We start from the raw sequence: 15,403 nt of genomic DNA, 5'->3' as shown, positions 1-15,403 counted from the left end.
GGGCGGTTGCAGGCCGCCGCGCCGCGCGGCCGGTCACGCCAGCGGAAAGCCGAGGTCGAAGGTCGTGCGCACGTCGAGCGGCTGGCGCAGCAGCCCGGCCTTCAGGTAGAAGTCGGCCGTGCGTTGTTGCCCGGCGATCACCGTCGCGTCGATCGGCAGCCACCGCGTGTTGCGGCGCTCGAACTGCAGCTTCGCGGCAGCCGGCGGGATGCCGACGATGCGCGCGAGCGTCGCGGAATACGCGTCGACGTGCCGGTACGACCAGGCCTGCGCGCGCACGACGCGTTGCAGGAAGTCGCGCAGCACGTCGCGCTTCGACGCGATCGCCGCGTCGGTCGCCGCGACGTAGCTGAGGCCCGACCACAGGCCGCGGCCGTTGACGAGCACGCGTGCGCGGCCGCTCGTTTCGGCGAGCGCGGTATAGGGTTCCCACGTCGCCCACGCGTCGATCGAACCGGTTGCGAGCGCAAGCATCGTGTCGGCCGGCGGCAGAAAGCGGAACGATACGGCATCGGGCGGCAGGGCTGCGGCTTCGAGCGCCTTCAGCGTGACGAAATGGCCGATCGAGCCGCGCGTGGTGCCAATGCGCTTGCCTTTCAGGTCGGCGGCGTCCTTCAGCGTCGCATCGGGCCGCACGAGCAAGGCGGTGCCGTACGGGTCGGACCGGTTCGCGCCGATCACCTTGATGCGCGCACCCGATGCGAGCGCGAAGATCACCGGCGCGTCGCCGATCGGTCCGCAGTCGACGGCCGCCGCGTTCAGCGCTTCGGCCAGTGGCGCGGCGGCCGGGAATTCGGTCCATGCGATGTCGTAAGCGAGGCCGTTCAGTTCGCCGGCCGCTTCGAGCAGCGCGCGCAGCCCGCCCTTTTGGTCGCCGGCACGCAGCAGCGGTCGCGTGCCCGATTGCGCGTGCAATGCGGTCGGAGCCACGCCGACGGTGGCGGCGGCGAGGGCGCTCGCTTGCGCGAGGAAGTGGCGTCGGGTCGGATTCATCGTGAAGTTCGGTCGATTGGAGGAAACGGTTCAGAGATTCAATGCGCAAGCCCGGCCTGCACGTCGCGCACCGGTTCAGCGTCCACACGCAGCAGCAGCGCGGTCAGCGGATCGACGTTCGCGGGGGCGGCGGAAGGCCGTGCGGTCGCATCCGAGCGGCACAACAAATCATCGGCCGACCAGCCCGCGCTGCCAGGCAACGCGCGCGCCCGTAGCCAGCCGCGCCGGTCGGCAAGCAGTTGCGTGCCGCCGAACGTCTCGGGCGACACGCCAGCGATCGTCGCGAACGCTTGCCATGCGCCGGGCGTCGACGCGACGCAGTTCGCGCGCGAGCCGGTGGCCGGTGGCGCGGGCGTGTCGTCGGCGGTGACGAGCAGCGTCTGCCAGCGCGGATCCTCCGTCGGCGGCGCGCTGCCCGGCGCGAGCGCAACGATGCGCACGCGCTGGCCTTCGCGCCAGCGCTCGAGCGGCTGCGGCGCGGCGCCGCCGCAACGCACGTCGAGCGTAGGCAGCGGAACGGGCACGGGCCACGCACCTTCCGCCTGCGCGCCGCTGCCGGCCGACAGCGCCTTCAGGTAAGCGAGCACGGCCCACGTGTCGCCGGGGCCGAGCGTCGCGGCAAAGCCCGGCATCGACGACGCGCCGCGCGCGTCGTGCGTACCGTGCCGCACGCGCCAGTACAGTTCGCCTTCGAGCCGGCGGGCGAGCAGCGCGCCCGCGAAGGTCGGCGGCCAATGCGCGAGCGTTGCCGCGAGCGGTCCTTCGCCGCGGCCGTCCGCGCCGTGACACGCCGCGCAATGCCGCGCATACAGGTGCGCACCGCGCATCACGTTGGCGACGGAAAGCGGCGCGGGGTTGCGCTGGAAACTGGTCGGCACCGCGGGCGCGAGCCACAGCGACGCCGGTGGCCACGGCGCGAACCACGCGACCGCCAATGCGGCGATTGCCGACGCCGCTCGCCACTTGCGCGAAACGAGCGCGATGCAGACCAGCGCTACGGCGAGCGCGGTTGCCGCGCAGGCGAACGCAAGCTGTCGCGTGAGCCCGGCATCGATGCGCAGCGTTTCAAGGGCGATCCGATGCGCCCAGGGCCACGCAGCCTGTCCGTCGGCGTCCCCGGTCAGGCCGGCCGCATGCAGTGCCCGGGCGAACGCGATCTGCGCGCGATACAGCAGTTGCAGGAACAGGAGCGCCCAGTCGGCGAACGGCGGTGCATTCATCGGCGCGGCCTTTGCCGTGCGCGGGCCATCCCGCTGGAGGCACCCGGCATCTACCAGCTCGAATCGAGTCCGAGATGCCGCAGCGCTTCGTGGCGCAGTTCGGCGAGACGCGGGTCGCCGCGATGGCGCGGATAGGGCAGGTCGACACGCAGTTCCGCGACGATCCGCGCGGGACGCGGCCCGAACACGATCACGCGTTGCGCGAGAAACAGCGCTTCCTCGACATCGTGCGTGACGAGCAGCGCGGAGAACCCGTCGCGTTGCCACAGCGCGGTCAACTCGGCCTGCATCGTCAACTGCGTCAGCGAATCGAGCTTGCCAAGCGGCTCGTCGAGGATCAGCAGGCGCGGATCGTTGACGAGCGCGCGGGCGAGCGCGACACGCTGCGCCATCCCGCCCGACAGCTGATGCGGAAACACGTTCGAGAATTCCTGAAGGCCGACGCGCGCGAGCGCATCGTCGACGCGATGCTGCGCGGTGCGCGCCACGCCACGCCACGCGCCTCGAGGCCGAGCGCGACGTTCGCGCGCACGCGGCGCCACGGGTAGAGCGTCGGATCCTGGAACACGACGATGCGCGACGGATCGGGCCTTTCGATCGGCACGCCGTCCTGCACGATTGCGCCTTGTCGCGCGGCGTCGAGGCCCGCGACGAGCCGCAGCAGCGTCGATTTTCCGCAGCCGCTCGGGCCGAGCAGCGCGACGAATTCGCCGGCCGCGACCGACAGCGTGACGTCGTCGAGCACCGGCAGCGGGCCGCCGGGGCCGTCAAACGCATGGCTCACGCGGCGGCCGCCGGCCGGTCGTTGCGCACGAGGTCGCCGCGCGCGCCGATCACGCAGCACACCTTGCGCGCGTATTCGCCGGACAGGTTCGTCGCGAGTTCCGTATACGCGCCGTTGCTGCGCTTCTCGAGGAGATAGAGATTCGGGTCGCCGTCGGCGATCGCCTGGATCTCGCCCTTGTCGACCGCGACGCCGAGCAGATCGGCCGGATACTGCCGCCACGTGATGTCGCGTTCGGGATCGATGCCGTTCTTCGCGAGCAGGATCGAGAAGAAGTGCTTGCCGGGCGCCGCGAGATCGCTGACGCCGACCGTCTTGCCCTTCAGCGCCTGCAGCGTCGTCACGCCGGCCGTCTTCGCGCCGAGCAGCCGCACGCAGCCGCCGTGCGAGCTGCCGATGATCTTCACGTCGAAGCCGGCTTCGAGCGGCTTCAGCCAGCGGTGGATCATCCCGACCGCCGCGTCGGCCTTGCCGGTCGCGATCGATTCGAGCAACTGATCGGTCGATCCGCTGTAATTGATCAGCTCGACCTTCAGTCCGTTCTTCTCGAAGAAGCCGTTCTCCTGCGCGACGACGATCGGCGTCAGGCAGAACGCGTTCTGGTTCCACGCGAACGTGAGCTTCTTCAGCGGTGGCGCGGACCATGCGTTGCGGCCCAGCGTGATCGCCGGCGCGGCGAGCGCGGCGGCGCCGGCCGCGCGCAGCAGCCGGCGGCGCTTGTCGTCATGGGCGCTGGTCGGCGCGGGGGCGGTGGTATCGGTCATCGTGTGGTCTCCGGTTCCGGTCGTGCGCAAGGGCGTTCAGTCGAGCAGGTCGGGTTCGTCGGCGACGACGCCTGCGAACAGGCTGTCGAACGCGTGCAATGCGCCGTCAGGGCCACCGATCTGGCCGTGCGTGTGTCGCGCGGTCGCGTGATCGATCGGTTGCGGCGCGCCGGCCGCTTCGGCCAGCAACTGCGTGTGCGCGGCGTTGTCGAGCGCGATGTACCACCACGCGGCGGCCTCGACCGTCGGGCCGGCCGTCAGGATGCCGTGGTTCTTCAGGATCACGCCCTTGTGCGTGGTGCCGTCGGGCTTCGCGAGCGCGCCCGCGATCCGTGCGCCTTCGCTCGTGTCGACGACCATGCCCGTGAAGTCGTCGAACAGCGCGTGATCCTCGTAGAACACGCACGCGTCCTGCGTCAGTGGATCGAGCGGGCGGCCGAGCGTCGACCACGCCTTGCCGTAGGTCGAATGCGTGTGCGCGGCGGCGACGATGTGCGGATGCGCGTCGTGAATCGCCGCGTGGATCGCGAACGCGGCCTTGTTCAGCGGCCGGTTGCCGATCGCGGTTTCGCCGCGTGCGTTGACGAGCAGCAGGTCCGATACCTTGATCCGCGAGAAATGCACGCCGAGCGGATTCACCCAGAAGTGGTCGGGCAGTTCGGGGTCGCGCGCGGTGATGTGGCCGGCGAGGCCCGACGCGAAGCCGAAGCGCGCGAACAGGCGGAACGCGGCCGCGAGCCGCTCCTGCCGGTGGCGGCGCTCGGCGGCGACGTCGACGCGCGGCGCGGGCGGGTCGAACCAGAAATGCTGGCGCGGCGTGTCGGCGAGGACGAGGCCCGACGCGGTGCGTGCGGGCGATGACGAAGCCAGGACGGCGGACATGGTCGGCGTCTCCCTTTGGGTCAGGCCGCGCGGCGCGCCGCGTCGCGTGCCGCGACGGCGCTGCGCACGCGCGGAATCAGTTCGCGACCGTAGTCGATCGCGTCTTCGAGCGGATCGAAGCCGCGGATCAGGAACGTCGTCACGCCGAGATCGTAGTAGTCGAGCAGCGCGTCGGCGACCTGTTCGGGCGTGCCGACCAGCGCGGTCGAATTCGAGCGTGCGCCGGTGAGCTTCGCGATCTCGGTCCACAGCCGCTTGTCGACGCGCGAGCCGCGTTCGGCCGCGGCAAGCAGGCGCCGCGCGCCTTCGCTTTGCTGCGGGCCGCCGGTGCCGAGGCCGGCCGCTTCGCGCACCCGGCGCGTTTCGTCGAGGATCCGGTGCGCGCGCGCCCACGCTTCGTCTTCGGTCGCCGCGAGGATCGGCCGGAACGACACGGAGAAGCGCACCTGCCGGCCGTGCTTCGCGGCTTCGGCGCGCACGCGGGTCGTCAGGTCGCGCACCTGGTCGAGCGATTCGCCCCACAGCGCATAAACGTCCGCGTGCTTGCCGGCGACTTCCAGCGCCGCTTCCGAGGCGCCGCCGAAGTAGATCGGCACGTGCGGCTGCTGAAACGGCTTCACTTCCGAAAAGCCCTGCGTGAAGCGGTAGTGCGCGCCGTCGTGATCGAACGGCTGCGTTTCAGTCCAGATGCGGCGCAGGATGCCGAGATATTCGTCGGTGCGTGCGTAGCGTGCGTCGTGGTCGAGGAAGTCGCCGTCGCGCTGCTGCTCGCTGTCCGAGCCGCCGGAGATGAAGTGCACGGCGAGCCGGCCGCGGCTGAACTGATCGAGCGTCGCGATCTGCCGCGCGGCGAGCGTCGGCGCGGTGAAGCCCGGCCGATGCGCGAGCATGAAGTGGATGCGCTCGGTCGCGGCGGCGGCGAACGCGATCGTCAGCGTCGCGGACGGGCCGGTCGAGTGGTGCGGGACGAGGATCCGGTCGAAGCCGGCCGTTTCATGTGCGCGGGCGAAGTCGCGCACGTAATCGGGGTCGACGACGGGGCCGGCGGGCGGATGGATTTCCGACTGCTTCTGGCTCTGGATCATGCCGATGAATTCGACGCTCATCTGGGTCTCCGATGCAAGGACGGCCCCACGCATCCAGCAACGGCCGGCGGGGGCGGGAATGGAGCTCAGATTACCGCCGGGATCATGCGGAATGGAAATAATCAATCCCGAATTGAATATCAGATTTGCATGGTTTGGCCGCGTGTGCATTGCGCATACGCTGTGGGCTCGCGATGGTATTGAAAGGGAGCGGGGCTTTCGCGCCGAGCAGGAACCGGATCCGCATGCGGTCCGGGATGTGCGGTCCGGTTCGAATGCCGATGCGTGCGCAGGCATGCGCGGCAAACGTCCGCGAACCGGCAGGCGAGTGCGCAACCGCAACCGATCGCCGGCGGCTTCACGCGCCGCCGCGCCGTCCGCCAATCGATCTCCGCCATTGCCGCCGTTGCGTTACCCCGCTATCCAGTCACCGAGGGAACCCGTACCGATGTCCGCCAGACTTGCTGCTTCCTCGCCGCTACCGCCGCAGTCGTCGCTGCGCCATCTGCCTGCCGACGATGCGCGCGTCGCGGCGCTGCTCGAGCGTCTTGCGCCCGAACTCGCCGCGGACGCCGCCCGCAACGACGTCGACGGCCGCTTCCCGCACGAGAACTTCGCGCGACTGCATCGCGCCGGGCTGATCGCGCAGGTCGTGCCGCGCGAGCATGGCGGCGCGGGCGCGACGCTGGCGCAGGCGAGCCGGATCGTGGCCGCCGTCGCGCGCGCCGATCCCGCGACTGCGCTGGTACTGGTGCTGACGATGACGAATCTGCAGCATCGCGCGCTCGGCCGCGCGGACAACCGCTGGCCCGCGCACGTGCGGCGTGCAGTGTTCGACAGTGCGGTGGCTGAAGGCGCGCTGATCAACGCGTTGCGCGTCGAACCGGCGCTCGGTTCGCCGTCGCGCGGCGGCCTGCCCGAAACGATTGCGCGTCGCGACGGCGACGGCTGGCGCCTGTCCGGCCACAAGCTGTACAGCACCGGCATTCCGGCGCTGCGCTGGCTCGCCGTATGGGCACGCACCGACGAACCCGAGCCGCGTGTCGGCGTATTCCTCGTGCCGCGCGAGCGCGATGTGGAGGACGACGCAGGCATCCGCGTGATCGAAAGCTGGAACCACCTGGGCCTGCGCGCATCGGGCAGCCACGAGGTCGTGTTCGACGACGTGCGGCTGCCAGCCGATCATGCGGTGGACGTGCGCGGGCCCGATGCGTGGGCCGTATCGGCCGCGAGCCATGCGGATATCGACGCGCAGGCTGACCAGCAGGCGTGGATGGTTGCGTTGCTCGGCAGCCTCTACGATGCGGTGGCGCGCGCATCACGCGACTGGCTGCTCGAGTTCGCGACGACGCGCGCGCCGAGCGGGCTCGGGGCACCGCTCGCGACGCTGCCGCGCATGCAGGAGGCCGTCGGCGAGATCGAAGGGTGGTTGCACACGAACCGCGTGCTGCTCGACGAGCACATCGCGCGCACCGATTCGGGCGACGCACCGACGGTGACGACGAGCGGCCTCGTCAAGCGAATCGTGACGGAGCAGGCGATCCGCACGGTCGAGCACGCGTTGAAGCTGTCGGGCAATCACGGGCTGAGCCGCCACAATCCGCTCGAACGTCATTATCGCGACGTGCTGTGCAGCCGCGTGCATACGCCGCAGGACGATACGATCGCGGTCGCCGCCGGGCGTGCTGCGCTCGACGCCGCGGCGCGAAGCGCAACCGAGAACGCCAGCGCGGAGGCTGGCGGGACGTCACGCGGCGCACCGGCTTCCGGTCGAAGCGATGCGTGAGCGGGGCCGCATGACGGCCGGCGCAAACGGGACAGCGCGGTGCCGGCGTCGCAGGCCTTGGTCAAGCTCAGGCGGCTTCGTCGTGCGCGGCGGCATCCGCGGGCAGTGCGAATGCCGCGCGCGCATGCGCGCCCACGGCCGCGAGCGGCGCCGCGAAGCGTGCGGCGTCCTGCCGGTGCAGCAGCCACAGATCGATCTGCGGCTTGAAATCGGCGAGCGGCACGATGTCGACCGCATCGCGCAGCGGGCTGCCTTCGACGAGCGGCATCGGCATCAGCCCGATGCCGATGCCGTTCGCGACGCTCTGCAATTGCAGGTCGCGACCATGGGTGTCGAGCGTGACGGGCATCGGCAGCCCCTGCGCGTCGAGCGCGCGGCGCAGGCCCGCGCGAAAGCCGCAGCCGTCGGGATTGAGCACCCAGCCGCGCGCATGGCAGTCGGCGAGTCGGTAGCTGCGGCGCGGCCAGTCGCCCTTGCGGCCGACCGCGACGAGCCGGGTGGCCAGCAGCCGTTCGCCCTCGACGTGCGGCGGCAGCACCATCTCGCGGGCCAGAAACACCAGCGCCGCATCGAGTTCGCGGCGCGCGACGCGCTCGACGAGCATGCCGCCCCAGGCGGTCGTGACCTGCGTGGCGAGCGACGGCCATTGCCCGGCGATCCGCGCGATCAGGCCGGGCAGCATCAGTTCGCCAAGCCCTTGCGTGAGGCCGACGCGGAATTTGCCGGCGGGCGGCCGCTGGCCGGCCGTCAGTTCGCGCAGCGCATCGACCTCGCGCAGGATCGCGCGGCACTGCGCGAACACCTGCAGGCCGATGTCGGTCGGGCGCGGCGGTTTCGTGTTGCGGTCGAGCAGCGTCGCGCCGAGCGCTTCCTCGAGATTCTGCACGCGCCGTGTGATCGCCGGCTGCGTCATCCCGAGCTCGGCCGCGGCCTGGCTCAGCGTCTGGCAGCGGACGACCGCTGCAAAAGCGTCGATATCGCTAATTTTCATGTTTGTTCTGCATGATCTTTCGGGTGATCATGACGATTCATCATATTCGGCATCATATTCGAGGAGGCAGCCGATGAGTACGCTTTCGTTGCATCAGACGCCGCTGCGTCCGTTCGTCGACGGCCTGGGCGCGCTGCTCGCGTCCGGCGCGAACGAGGCGCGCATTCTCGACGAGGGCGGCGCGCTGCTTGCCGCGCTCGTCGCGCACGACGACTGGCTGCCCGACGCGTTCGCGCAGCCCGATCCCGAGCGCTACCGCCAGTACCTGCTGCATCTCGATCCCGACGATCGGTTCTCCGTCGTCAGCTTCGTGTGGGGGCCTGGCCAGACGACGCCGATCCACAATCACACGGTGTGGGGGCTGATCGGCATGCTGCGCGGCGGCGAGTTTTCGCAGCCGTACCGGTTCGACGCGACCGGCAGGCCGGTGCCGTCGGGCGCTGCGGTGCAACTGCGGCCGGGCGACGTCGAGGCCGTGTCGCCGAGCATCGGCGACGTTCATCGCGTGACCAACGCGTTCGCCGACCAGGTATCGATCAGCATCCACGTGTACGGCGCGAACATCGGCAAGGTCGAGCGCGCGGTGTTCCTGGACGACGGCACCGTGAAGCCGTTCGTGTCCGGCTATTCGAACGTGTGACGCCGAAAGTCGCGGGCGTTCCGTTGCGAGCGCACGCCCGCGGCCTCGGGCTTCATCCGTTTTCCGTTTGCTTTTTTCACCGACTTCAACAGAATCCGACAGAGACATCGTGACGCAATCCGTTGATTCCACTTCCCGTTTCCCCGTCGCGTCGTACCAGGACGTACGCGCGCGCCTCCTGGCCCGCGACGAGCTCGCGCTGATCGACGTGCGCGAGGAAGATCCATACGCGCAGGGCCATCCGCTTTGGGCTGCCAACTTTCCGCTGTCGAAGCTCGAACTCGACGCGTGGACGCGCATTCCGCGCCGCGACACGCCGATCGTCGTGTTCGGCGAAGCCGGCGGCGAGGATCTCGCGCCGCGCGCGGCCGCGAAGCTCGCGCAGCTCGGCTATACCGACGTGCGGCTGCTCGACGGCGGTCTCGCGGGCTGGCTCGCCGCGGGCGGCGAGCTGTTCATCGACGTGAACGTGCCGAGCAAGTCGTTCGGCGAGTGGGTCGAGGCCGAGCGCCATACGCCGTCGCTGTCCGCGCAGGAAGTGCAGGCGCTGATCGACGAGAAGGCCGACGTCGTGATCGTCGACGCGCGCCGCTTCGACGAATACCAGACGATGAACATCCCGACATCGACGAGCGTGCCGGGGGCGGAACTCGTGCTGCGCGTGCGCGCGCTCGCGCCGAACCCCGCAACCCGGGTCGTGGTGAACTGCGCGGGCCGCACGCGCAGCATCATCGGCACGCAATCGCTCGTGAACGCAGGGCTGCCGAACCCGGTCGCGGCACTGCGCAACGGCACGATCGGCTGGACGCTCGCGGGCCAGACGCTCGAGCACGGCGCCACGCGACGCTTTCCCGGCGACGTCGAACCCGCGCAGCGTGAGGAAGCCCGCCGCGCCGCGCGCGCGGTGGCCGAGCGCGCCGGCGTGCCGCGCATCGCGCTCGCGGACGTCGCGGCGCTCGACGAGCCGGGCCGCACGCTGTACCGCTTCGACGTGCGCACGCCGGAGGAATACGAGGCCGGCCATCTGCCAGGCTTCCTGGGCACGCCGGGTGGCCAGCTCGTGCAGGAGACCGACCATCACGCGCCCGTGCGCGGCGCGCGAATCGTGCTCGCCGACGACGACGGCGTGCGCGCGGACATGACCGCGTCGTGGCTCGCGCAGATGGGCTGGGACGTGCGCGTGATCGAGCCGGCCGGCACGGCGGCCTTCACCGAGCGCGGCCAGCCGCCGCGCGACGTGCCGGCGACGCCGCAGGTGACCGAGGTGTCGCCCGCGACGCTTGCGGGCTGGCTGAAGGAAGCGGCCGCGGGCGAGGTCGCGATCGTCGACGTGACGACCAGCGCGAACTACGTGAAGCGCCATATCCCCGGCGCGTGGTTCGTCGTGCGTGCGCAGTTGCGCGACGCGCTCGCCGCGATCCCGCCGGCGAAGCGCTATGTGTTCACGTGTGGGTCGAGCCTGCTCGCGCGGTTCGCGGCGGACGACGCGCGCGCGTTGCTGCCGGCTTCCGCGGCGATCACGGTGCTGACCGGCGGCACGGCCGCGTGGATCGACGCGGGGCTGCCGCTCGAGCACGGCGAGACGCATCTGGCGTCGCCGCGCGTCGACCGCTACCGGCGCCCGTATGAAGGCACGGACAACGCGGCCGCCGCGATGCAGGCGTATCTCGACTGGGAATACGGGCTGGTCGACCAGCTGAAGCGCGACGGCACGCACCACTTCCGCGTGATCTGACCGCGACGCGGCAACCGGCGTGCGGCACGACATGCGCCGCGCCCGGTTGCCGCGCGCTCAGCGGCGCATCGCATCCGGCGCGTTCAGTCCACTCAGCGCTTGAACGTGTCGACGGCCGTGCGGCCGACGGCCGGATCGTCGGTGAAGAAGCCGTCGATGCCCGCGCGCAGGTACGCCTGGATCTCGCGCACCGAGCCCGCGGTGTTGCGCGTGGCCGGCGTGCCGCCGTCCTTCAGCGACGCGGGCAGGAAGTTGTTCTCCGGACGGAACGTGTACGGATGCACGACGAGGCCGGCTTCGTGCGCGTAGCGCACGTACGGCGTCGGCTGCTGCAGCGTGCCATCGGCGGCGACCGCGATGATCGATGTCTTGTACGGGCCGACGCCGTTCGCATAGGACGCGATCTCGCGCATTCCGTCGCGCGTCGACAGGTCACCGTAGGTGCGCTTGTCGTTCGCCTTCACGAAGTCGTACGGACGCTGATCGGCTTCGTCCATCAACTGCACGAGCTTCCAGTTCGGCTGGCTCGTCTTGATCCGGTTGCGGATCGTCTTCAGGTTCGCCACTTCGAACGACTGGATGTAGACGGTCGCCGTGCGTGCCGTGTACGGATCCTTCAGCAGGGCATCGACGAGACGGTCCTCGAGCGGCAGGCCGACCGACTGGAAGTAAGTCGGGTGCTTGGTTTCCGGATACAGGTGGATCGTGCGGCCGGTCTGCGCGGCCATCTGTTTCGCGAGCGCGACGATCTCGTCGAAGGTCGGAATCTCGAACTGGTCGTTGTACGCGGTGTTCGCCGGGCGGACCTGCGGAATGCGCTCGCGGGCACGCAGCGTCTTCAACTCGGCAAGCGTGAAGTCCTCGGTGAACCAGCCGGTCAGCTGCGCGCCGTCGATCGTCTTGGTCGCCTTTCGGCTCGCGAACTGCGGCAAGGTCGACACGTTCGTCGTGCCGGAGATTTCATTCTCGTGGCGCGCGACGAGTACGCCGTCGCGAGTCGAGACGAGATCGGGTTCGATCACGTCCGCGCCGTCCTCGATCGCCTTGCGGTACGACGCGAGCGTGTGTTCGGGGCGCAGCGCGCTCGCGCCGCGATGACCGACCACCTGGACCTTCGCGGAGATCGGCTGCGTCGGATCGGATGCCGACACGTCGTCACCGCCGCAGGCGGCGAGCAGGAGGGCGGCGGCACAGGCGAGCGGGATGCAGCGCAGGGCGGTCGGGCGCGTGAAGAGCATGGTGGAGAACCTTCGAAACGGAAGTCGGTGAAAGGGCGGTCGTTCCGGCGGGTGCGGCCTGTCTCTGCGGGCCGCGCGGGATCGAACGGGACGCGATCGTCGCATCGGATAATTACATATGTATTACTCGTGCCTTTCTTTTTCGTTTCCGCTCAAAACGCACGGGATGGCCTGATAGCGCAACCGTGCGTGCGGCGCGATCCGGCCGTCGCCGGGAGCCGGCGCGCCGGATGCACTAAACTTGCGGGACTTTTGCATCGCCGGGCCGGGCCGACGCCTGCTCGCGCGCGACGATGCGGCGACTCGCGGGCCGGCGCGGGCACCCGGCGACAGCGTGCGTCCGGGGCCCGCGCCGGCCGATTTTTACCGACCCATGACGACTCATACCGATCCCGCCTATCTGCTCGGCGACCTGCTGAAGAACGTTTCCCGCTCCTTCTACCTGACGCTGCGCGTGCTGCCCGAAGGCATGCGCGACCCGGTCGGCCTGGCCTATCTGCTCGCGCGCGCGGCCGACACGATCGCCGACACGGCGCTCGTCGCGCCCGATCGCCGTGCGGCGCTGCTGACCGACCTGCGCGACGAGGTCGAGCGGCTCGGCGACGGCGCAGCGCTGTCGCGTGCGCTTGAGGAGGTGACGCGGATGCAGACGGATTCGCACGAGCACGTGCTGCTCGGCTCGATGCAGCCGATGCTCGCGCTGCTGCGCGCGCAGCCGGAGGCGGATCGCGCATCGATCCGCAAGGTCGTCGCGACGCTGACGTCGGGGATGGAGTTCGACCTGCGCACGTTCCCCGACGAACAGTCGGGGGAGGTCGCGTCGTTGCCGGACCGCGACATGCTCGATCGCTACACCTATCTGGTCGCCGGCTGCGTCGGCGAATTCTGGACCGACATGACCGGTGCGCACACGCGCGCTGCGCGCGGTTGGGACCTGGCGGACATGCGCGAGAAGGGCATTCGTTTCGGCAAGGCGCTGCAGATGACCAACATCCTGCGCGACTGCGCGAAGGACCTGCGGATTGGCCGCTGCTACCTGCCGGACGACGTGCTGGCCGCGCACCGCGTGGGCGTCACCGACCTGATGTCGCCCGACGCGTCGGCGCGCGCGCGCGGCGTGCTGGTCGACCTGCTGCGCGTGGCGCTCGATCAGTATCGCGACGCGTGCCGGTACACGCTGGCGATTCCGCGCCGCTTCGTGCGTCTGCGGCTCGCGTGCCTGTGGCCCATCATGATCGGCCTCGAAACGCTCGAACTGCTGGCCGGCCATGACGCGTGGCTCGATCCGGCGAGGCCGGCGAAGGTGCCGCGCAAGCGGATCTACCGGATCATGGCGTCGTCGCTCGCGCTCGTCGGCTCGAACGCGGCGATCCGTGCGCGCATGAACGCGCTCGTCGACGCGGTGAACACGCGGATCGGGCAGGCGTCCGCGCGCTGAGTTGCGCTGCACGATGCCGGCGCGACAGGCGCGGGCATCGCCCTCGGCCCGCGTTCGCCGGGCCACTCCCGTCTGATTCTCCCCACACGGACTGAAACGTTTACACGATTTCGCTTCCCGAAACGTGGGTGTCATGAATGTCAGCGATCCTGCGCGGCGGCGTGAATCGCGGCACCAGCCGAGGTCGCGCTTTTGTAAGAAGGTTGTTGCCGAAGGCGTCTGACGACATTGGACGGTCGCGATGCACCAGTAAAAATGTAAAGCTAGGGTTTTCACCGGGAAATGCCGGAGAGGCCCACCGCGTAAGCGTTTTCAGGTGTTATGTAACCGTTTGGTGAACCCCTGCGTTGCGTCGATCATACGATGACCGACTGCACATGTTGGGAAACGATTGGTAATCCGTCAGAATCGCACCGGCATGTACTCGCACATGTGTCAGTCATAAAACCACACCAGAAAAGAAATCATTCTTTGAGGACGGAGAATCAATGAAAAAGCGCGTCGCTTTCGCCATGACGGCAGTGGGTCTCGCAGCCGCTACCGCCGCCCACGCCCAGAGCAGCGTTACCCTGTACGGTATCGTCGATAACGCTATCGCTTGGCAGAACAACTCGTCGGCTACCAGCGCGGTTTCGGGTGGTCACTCGAAGGTGCAGATGGCCACCGGCATTTGGGCAGGCAGCCGCTTCGGCCTGAAGGGCAGCGAAGATCTCGGCGGCGGCACGAAGGCGATTTTCCAGTTGGAAGCCGGCTTCAACGCGAACAACGGCTCGTCGCAATGGACGAACGGCATCTTCACGCGTCAGGCGTGGGTGGGTCTGACCAACGCGACGTACGGTACGCTGACGGCCGGCCGCCAGTACACCGCGTATTACACGCTGCTGTCGCCGTATAGCCCGACGACCTGGCTGACCGGTTACTACGGCGCGCACCCGGGCGATATCGACTCGCTGGACACCAACTATCGCACGAACAACTCGCTCGTCTATATGTCGCCGAAGTTCTACGGCTTCACGGTCGGCGGTTCGTACTCGCTCGGCGGCGTGGCGGGCAGCTTCAACCGCGGCTCGACCTGGAGCGCGGCGATCCAGTACCTGAACGGTCCGGCAGGCATCGCGGTCGGCTATCAGCGCATCAACAACGCGACGCTCGGCGGCGGCGTGTGGGGCGCGAACTCGACCGCGCAAAACGGTCTGGATTCGAGCGGCAACGGTGCGGAACAGGCCGTGTCGTCGATCAACGGCGGCTACAAGACGGCACAGTCGCAGCAACGCGTCGCCGTGACGGCCGGTTACCAGTTCACGCCGGCGTGGGACATCTCGGTGTCGTACTCGAACGTCCAGTACATCCCGGGCACGCAGTCGGCATTCCGCAATACGGCGATCTTCAACACGGCAGGCGCCGTGCTGCACTGGAAGGCAGCGCCGCAGTGGGACTTCGCGGCAGGCTACTCGTACACGCGTGCGACCGAATCGAACGGCGTCTCGAGCTCGGCCAAGTACCATCAGGTCACGCTGTCGCAGTACTACAGCCTGTCGAAGCGCACGGGCCTGTACGCGGTTGAAGCGTACCAGCACGCCAGCGGCAACACGATCAGCGGCCTGACCGGCGGCATCGTCAATGCAACGACGTCGATCGGCGACGGCGTGGGCGCGGGTTCGAAGCAGAACCAGATCGCTGCCGGCGTCGGCATGATCCACCGCTTCTGATGTCGCGCGGCGCGCAAGCGCCGCTCACGGCATGCGGTATGAAAAAACCGGCCTTCGGGCCTAATGCCGTTCAGTTAAGCGACTGAACGGCATTTTTGTTTTGGGGAAGGAATGGTTGTAAACGCTGCGCTGAGATGT

Annotated in this window: 10 protein-coding genes and 3 pseudogenes; 5 read left to right on the top strand and 8 right to left on the bottom strand. The window is 69.1% G+C overall.

The genetic code is table 11. The features are described from left to right. Nucleotides 1–33: 33 nt before the first annotated feature. The 6 genes and pseudogenes from BTE28158_RS23160 to BTE28158_RS23135 form a co-directional block, all read right to left on the bottom strand. Nucleotides 34–993, bottom strand: a complete 960-nt coding sequence (locus BTE28158_RS23160; protein WP_124900716.1) for an ABC transporter substrate-binding protein — start codon at nucleotides 991–993, stop codon at nucleotides 34–36. Between the two features lie 38 nt (nucleotides 994–1,031). Beyond that, on the bottom strand, nucleotides 1,032–2,213 hold the full coding sequence (locus BTE28158_RS23155; RefSeq protein WP_174920109.1) for a c-type cytochrome: 1,182 nt from the start codon (nucleotides 2,211–2,213) through the stop codon (nucleotides 1,032–1,034). Nucleotides 2,214–2,263: 50 nt separating this feature from the next. Next, a pseudogene (locus BTE28158_RS23150) lies at nucleotides 2,264–2,958 on the bottom strand (ABC transporter ATP-binding protein). A 38-nt stretch (nucleotides 2,959–2,996) separates the two neighbouring features. Next, nucleotides 2,997–3,761 (bottom strand): annotated as a pseudogene (locus BTE28158_RS23145) (ABC transporter substrate-binding protein); the annotation flags it as partial. Between the two features lie 36 nt (nucleotides 3,762–3,797). Continuing rightward, nucleotides 3,798–4,643, bottom strand: coding sequence for a class II aldolase/adducin family protein (locus BTE28158_RS23140; RefSeq protein WP_151051937.1), 846 nt, complete (start codon nucleotides 4,641–4,643; stop codon nucleotides 3,798–3,800). Nucleotides 4,644–4,663: 20 nt separating this feature from the next. Continuing rightward, on the bottom strand, nucleotides 4,664–5,749 hold the full coding sequence (locus BTE28158_RS23135) for an LLM class flavin-dependent oxidoreductase (protein ID WP_151051935.1): 1,086 nt from the start codon (nucleotides 5,747–5,749) through the stop codon (nucleotides 4,664–4,666). A 427-nt stretch (nucleotides 5,750–6,176) separates the two neighbouring features. Between BTE28158_RS23135 and BTE28158_RS23130 the strand changes: the two genes are divergently transcribed. Then, nucleotides 6,177–7,514: an acyl-CoA dehydrogenase family protein gene (locus BTE28158_RS23130; protein ID WP_151051933.1), complete on the top strand. Its 1,338-nt coding sequence runs from the start codon at nucleotides 6,177–6,179 to the stop codon at nucleotides 7,512–7,514. A 67-nt stretch (nucleotides 7,515–7,581) separates the two neighbouring features. Here the strand turns inward: BTE28158_RS23130 and BTE28158_RS23125 are convergent. Further along, a pseudogene (locus BTE28158_RS23125) lies at nucleotides 7,582–8,561 on the bottom strand (LysR family transcriptional regulator). Nucleotides 8,562–8,578: 17 nt separating this feature from the next. On the opposite strand from BTE28158_RS23125, the gene BTE28158_RS23120 reads away from it, so the two are divergent. Then, nucleotides 8,579–9,145, top strand: a complete 567-nt coding sequence (locus BTE28158_RS23120) for a cysteine dioxygenase family protein (protein ID WP_151051929.1) — start codon at nucleotides 8,579–8,581, stop codon at nucleotides 9,143–9,145. A gap of 109 nt (nucleotides 9,146–9,254) precedes the next feature. Next, nucleotides 9,255–10,880 carry a rhodanese-related sulfurtransferase gene (locus BTE28158_RS23115; protein ID WP_174920106.1) on the top strand — a complete coding sequence of 542 codons (1,626 nt, stop codon included), beginning with the start codon at nucleotides 9,255–9,257 and terminating at the stop codon, nucleotides 10,878–10,880. Between the two features lie 92 nt (nucleotides 10,881–10,972). Here BTE28158_RS23115 and BTE28158_RS23110 read toward each other — a convergent pair whose 3' ends face one another. Beyond that, a complete protein-coding gene (locus tag BTE28158_RS23110) occupies nucleotides 10,973–12,118 on the bottom strand; it encodes a glycerophosphodiester phosphodiesterase (RefSeq protein ID WP_151052328.1) in 1,146 nt (381 codons plus the stop codon). 373 nt (nucleotides 12,119–12,491) lie between these two features. On the opposite strand from BTE28158_RS23110, the gene BTE28158_RS23105 reads away from it, so the two are divergent. Both BTE28158_RS23105 and BTE28158_RS23100 read left to right on the top strand, forming a co-directional pair. Beyond that, nucleotides 12,492–13,556, top strand: a complete 1,065-nt coding sequence (locus tag BTE28158_RS23105; RefSeq protein WP_151052330.1) for a phytoene/squalene synthase family protein — start codon at nucleotides 12,492–12,494, stop codon at nucleotides 13,554–13,556. A gap of 488 nt (nucleotides 13,557–14,044) precedes the next feature. Next, on the top strand, nucleotides 14,045–15,265 hold the full coding sequence (locus tag BTE28158_RS23100; RefSeq protein ID WP_151052332.1) for a porin: 1,221 nt from the start codon (nucleotides 14,045–14,047) through the stop codon (nucleotides 15,263–15,265). Nucleotides 15,266–15,403: the final 138 nt, after the last annotated feature.

The organism is Burkholderia diffusa (assembly GCF_902499115.1).
Classification (GTDB): Bacteria; Pseudomonadota; Gammaproteobacteria; order Burkholderiales; family Burkholderiaceae; genus Burkholderia; species Burkholderia diffusa.
The sequence above is the reverse complement of the archived record's forward strand: the minus strand, read 5'-3'. Positions and strand labels throughout refer to the sequence as shown.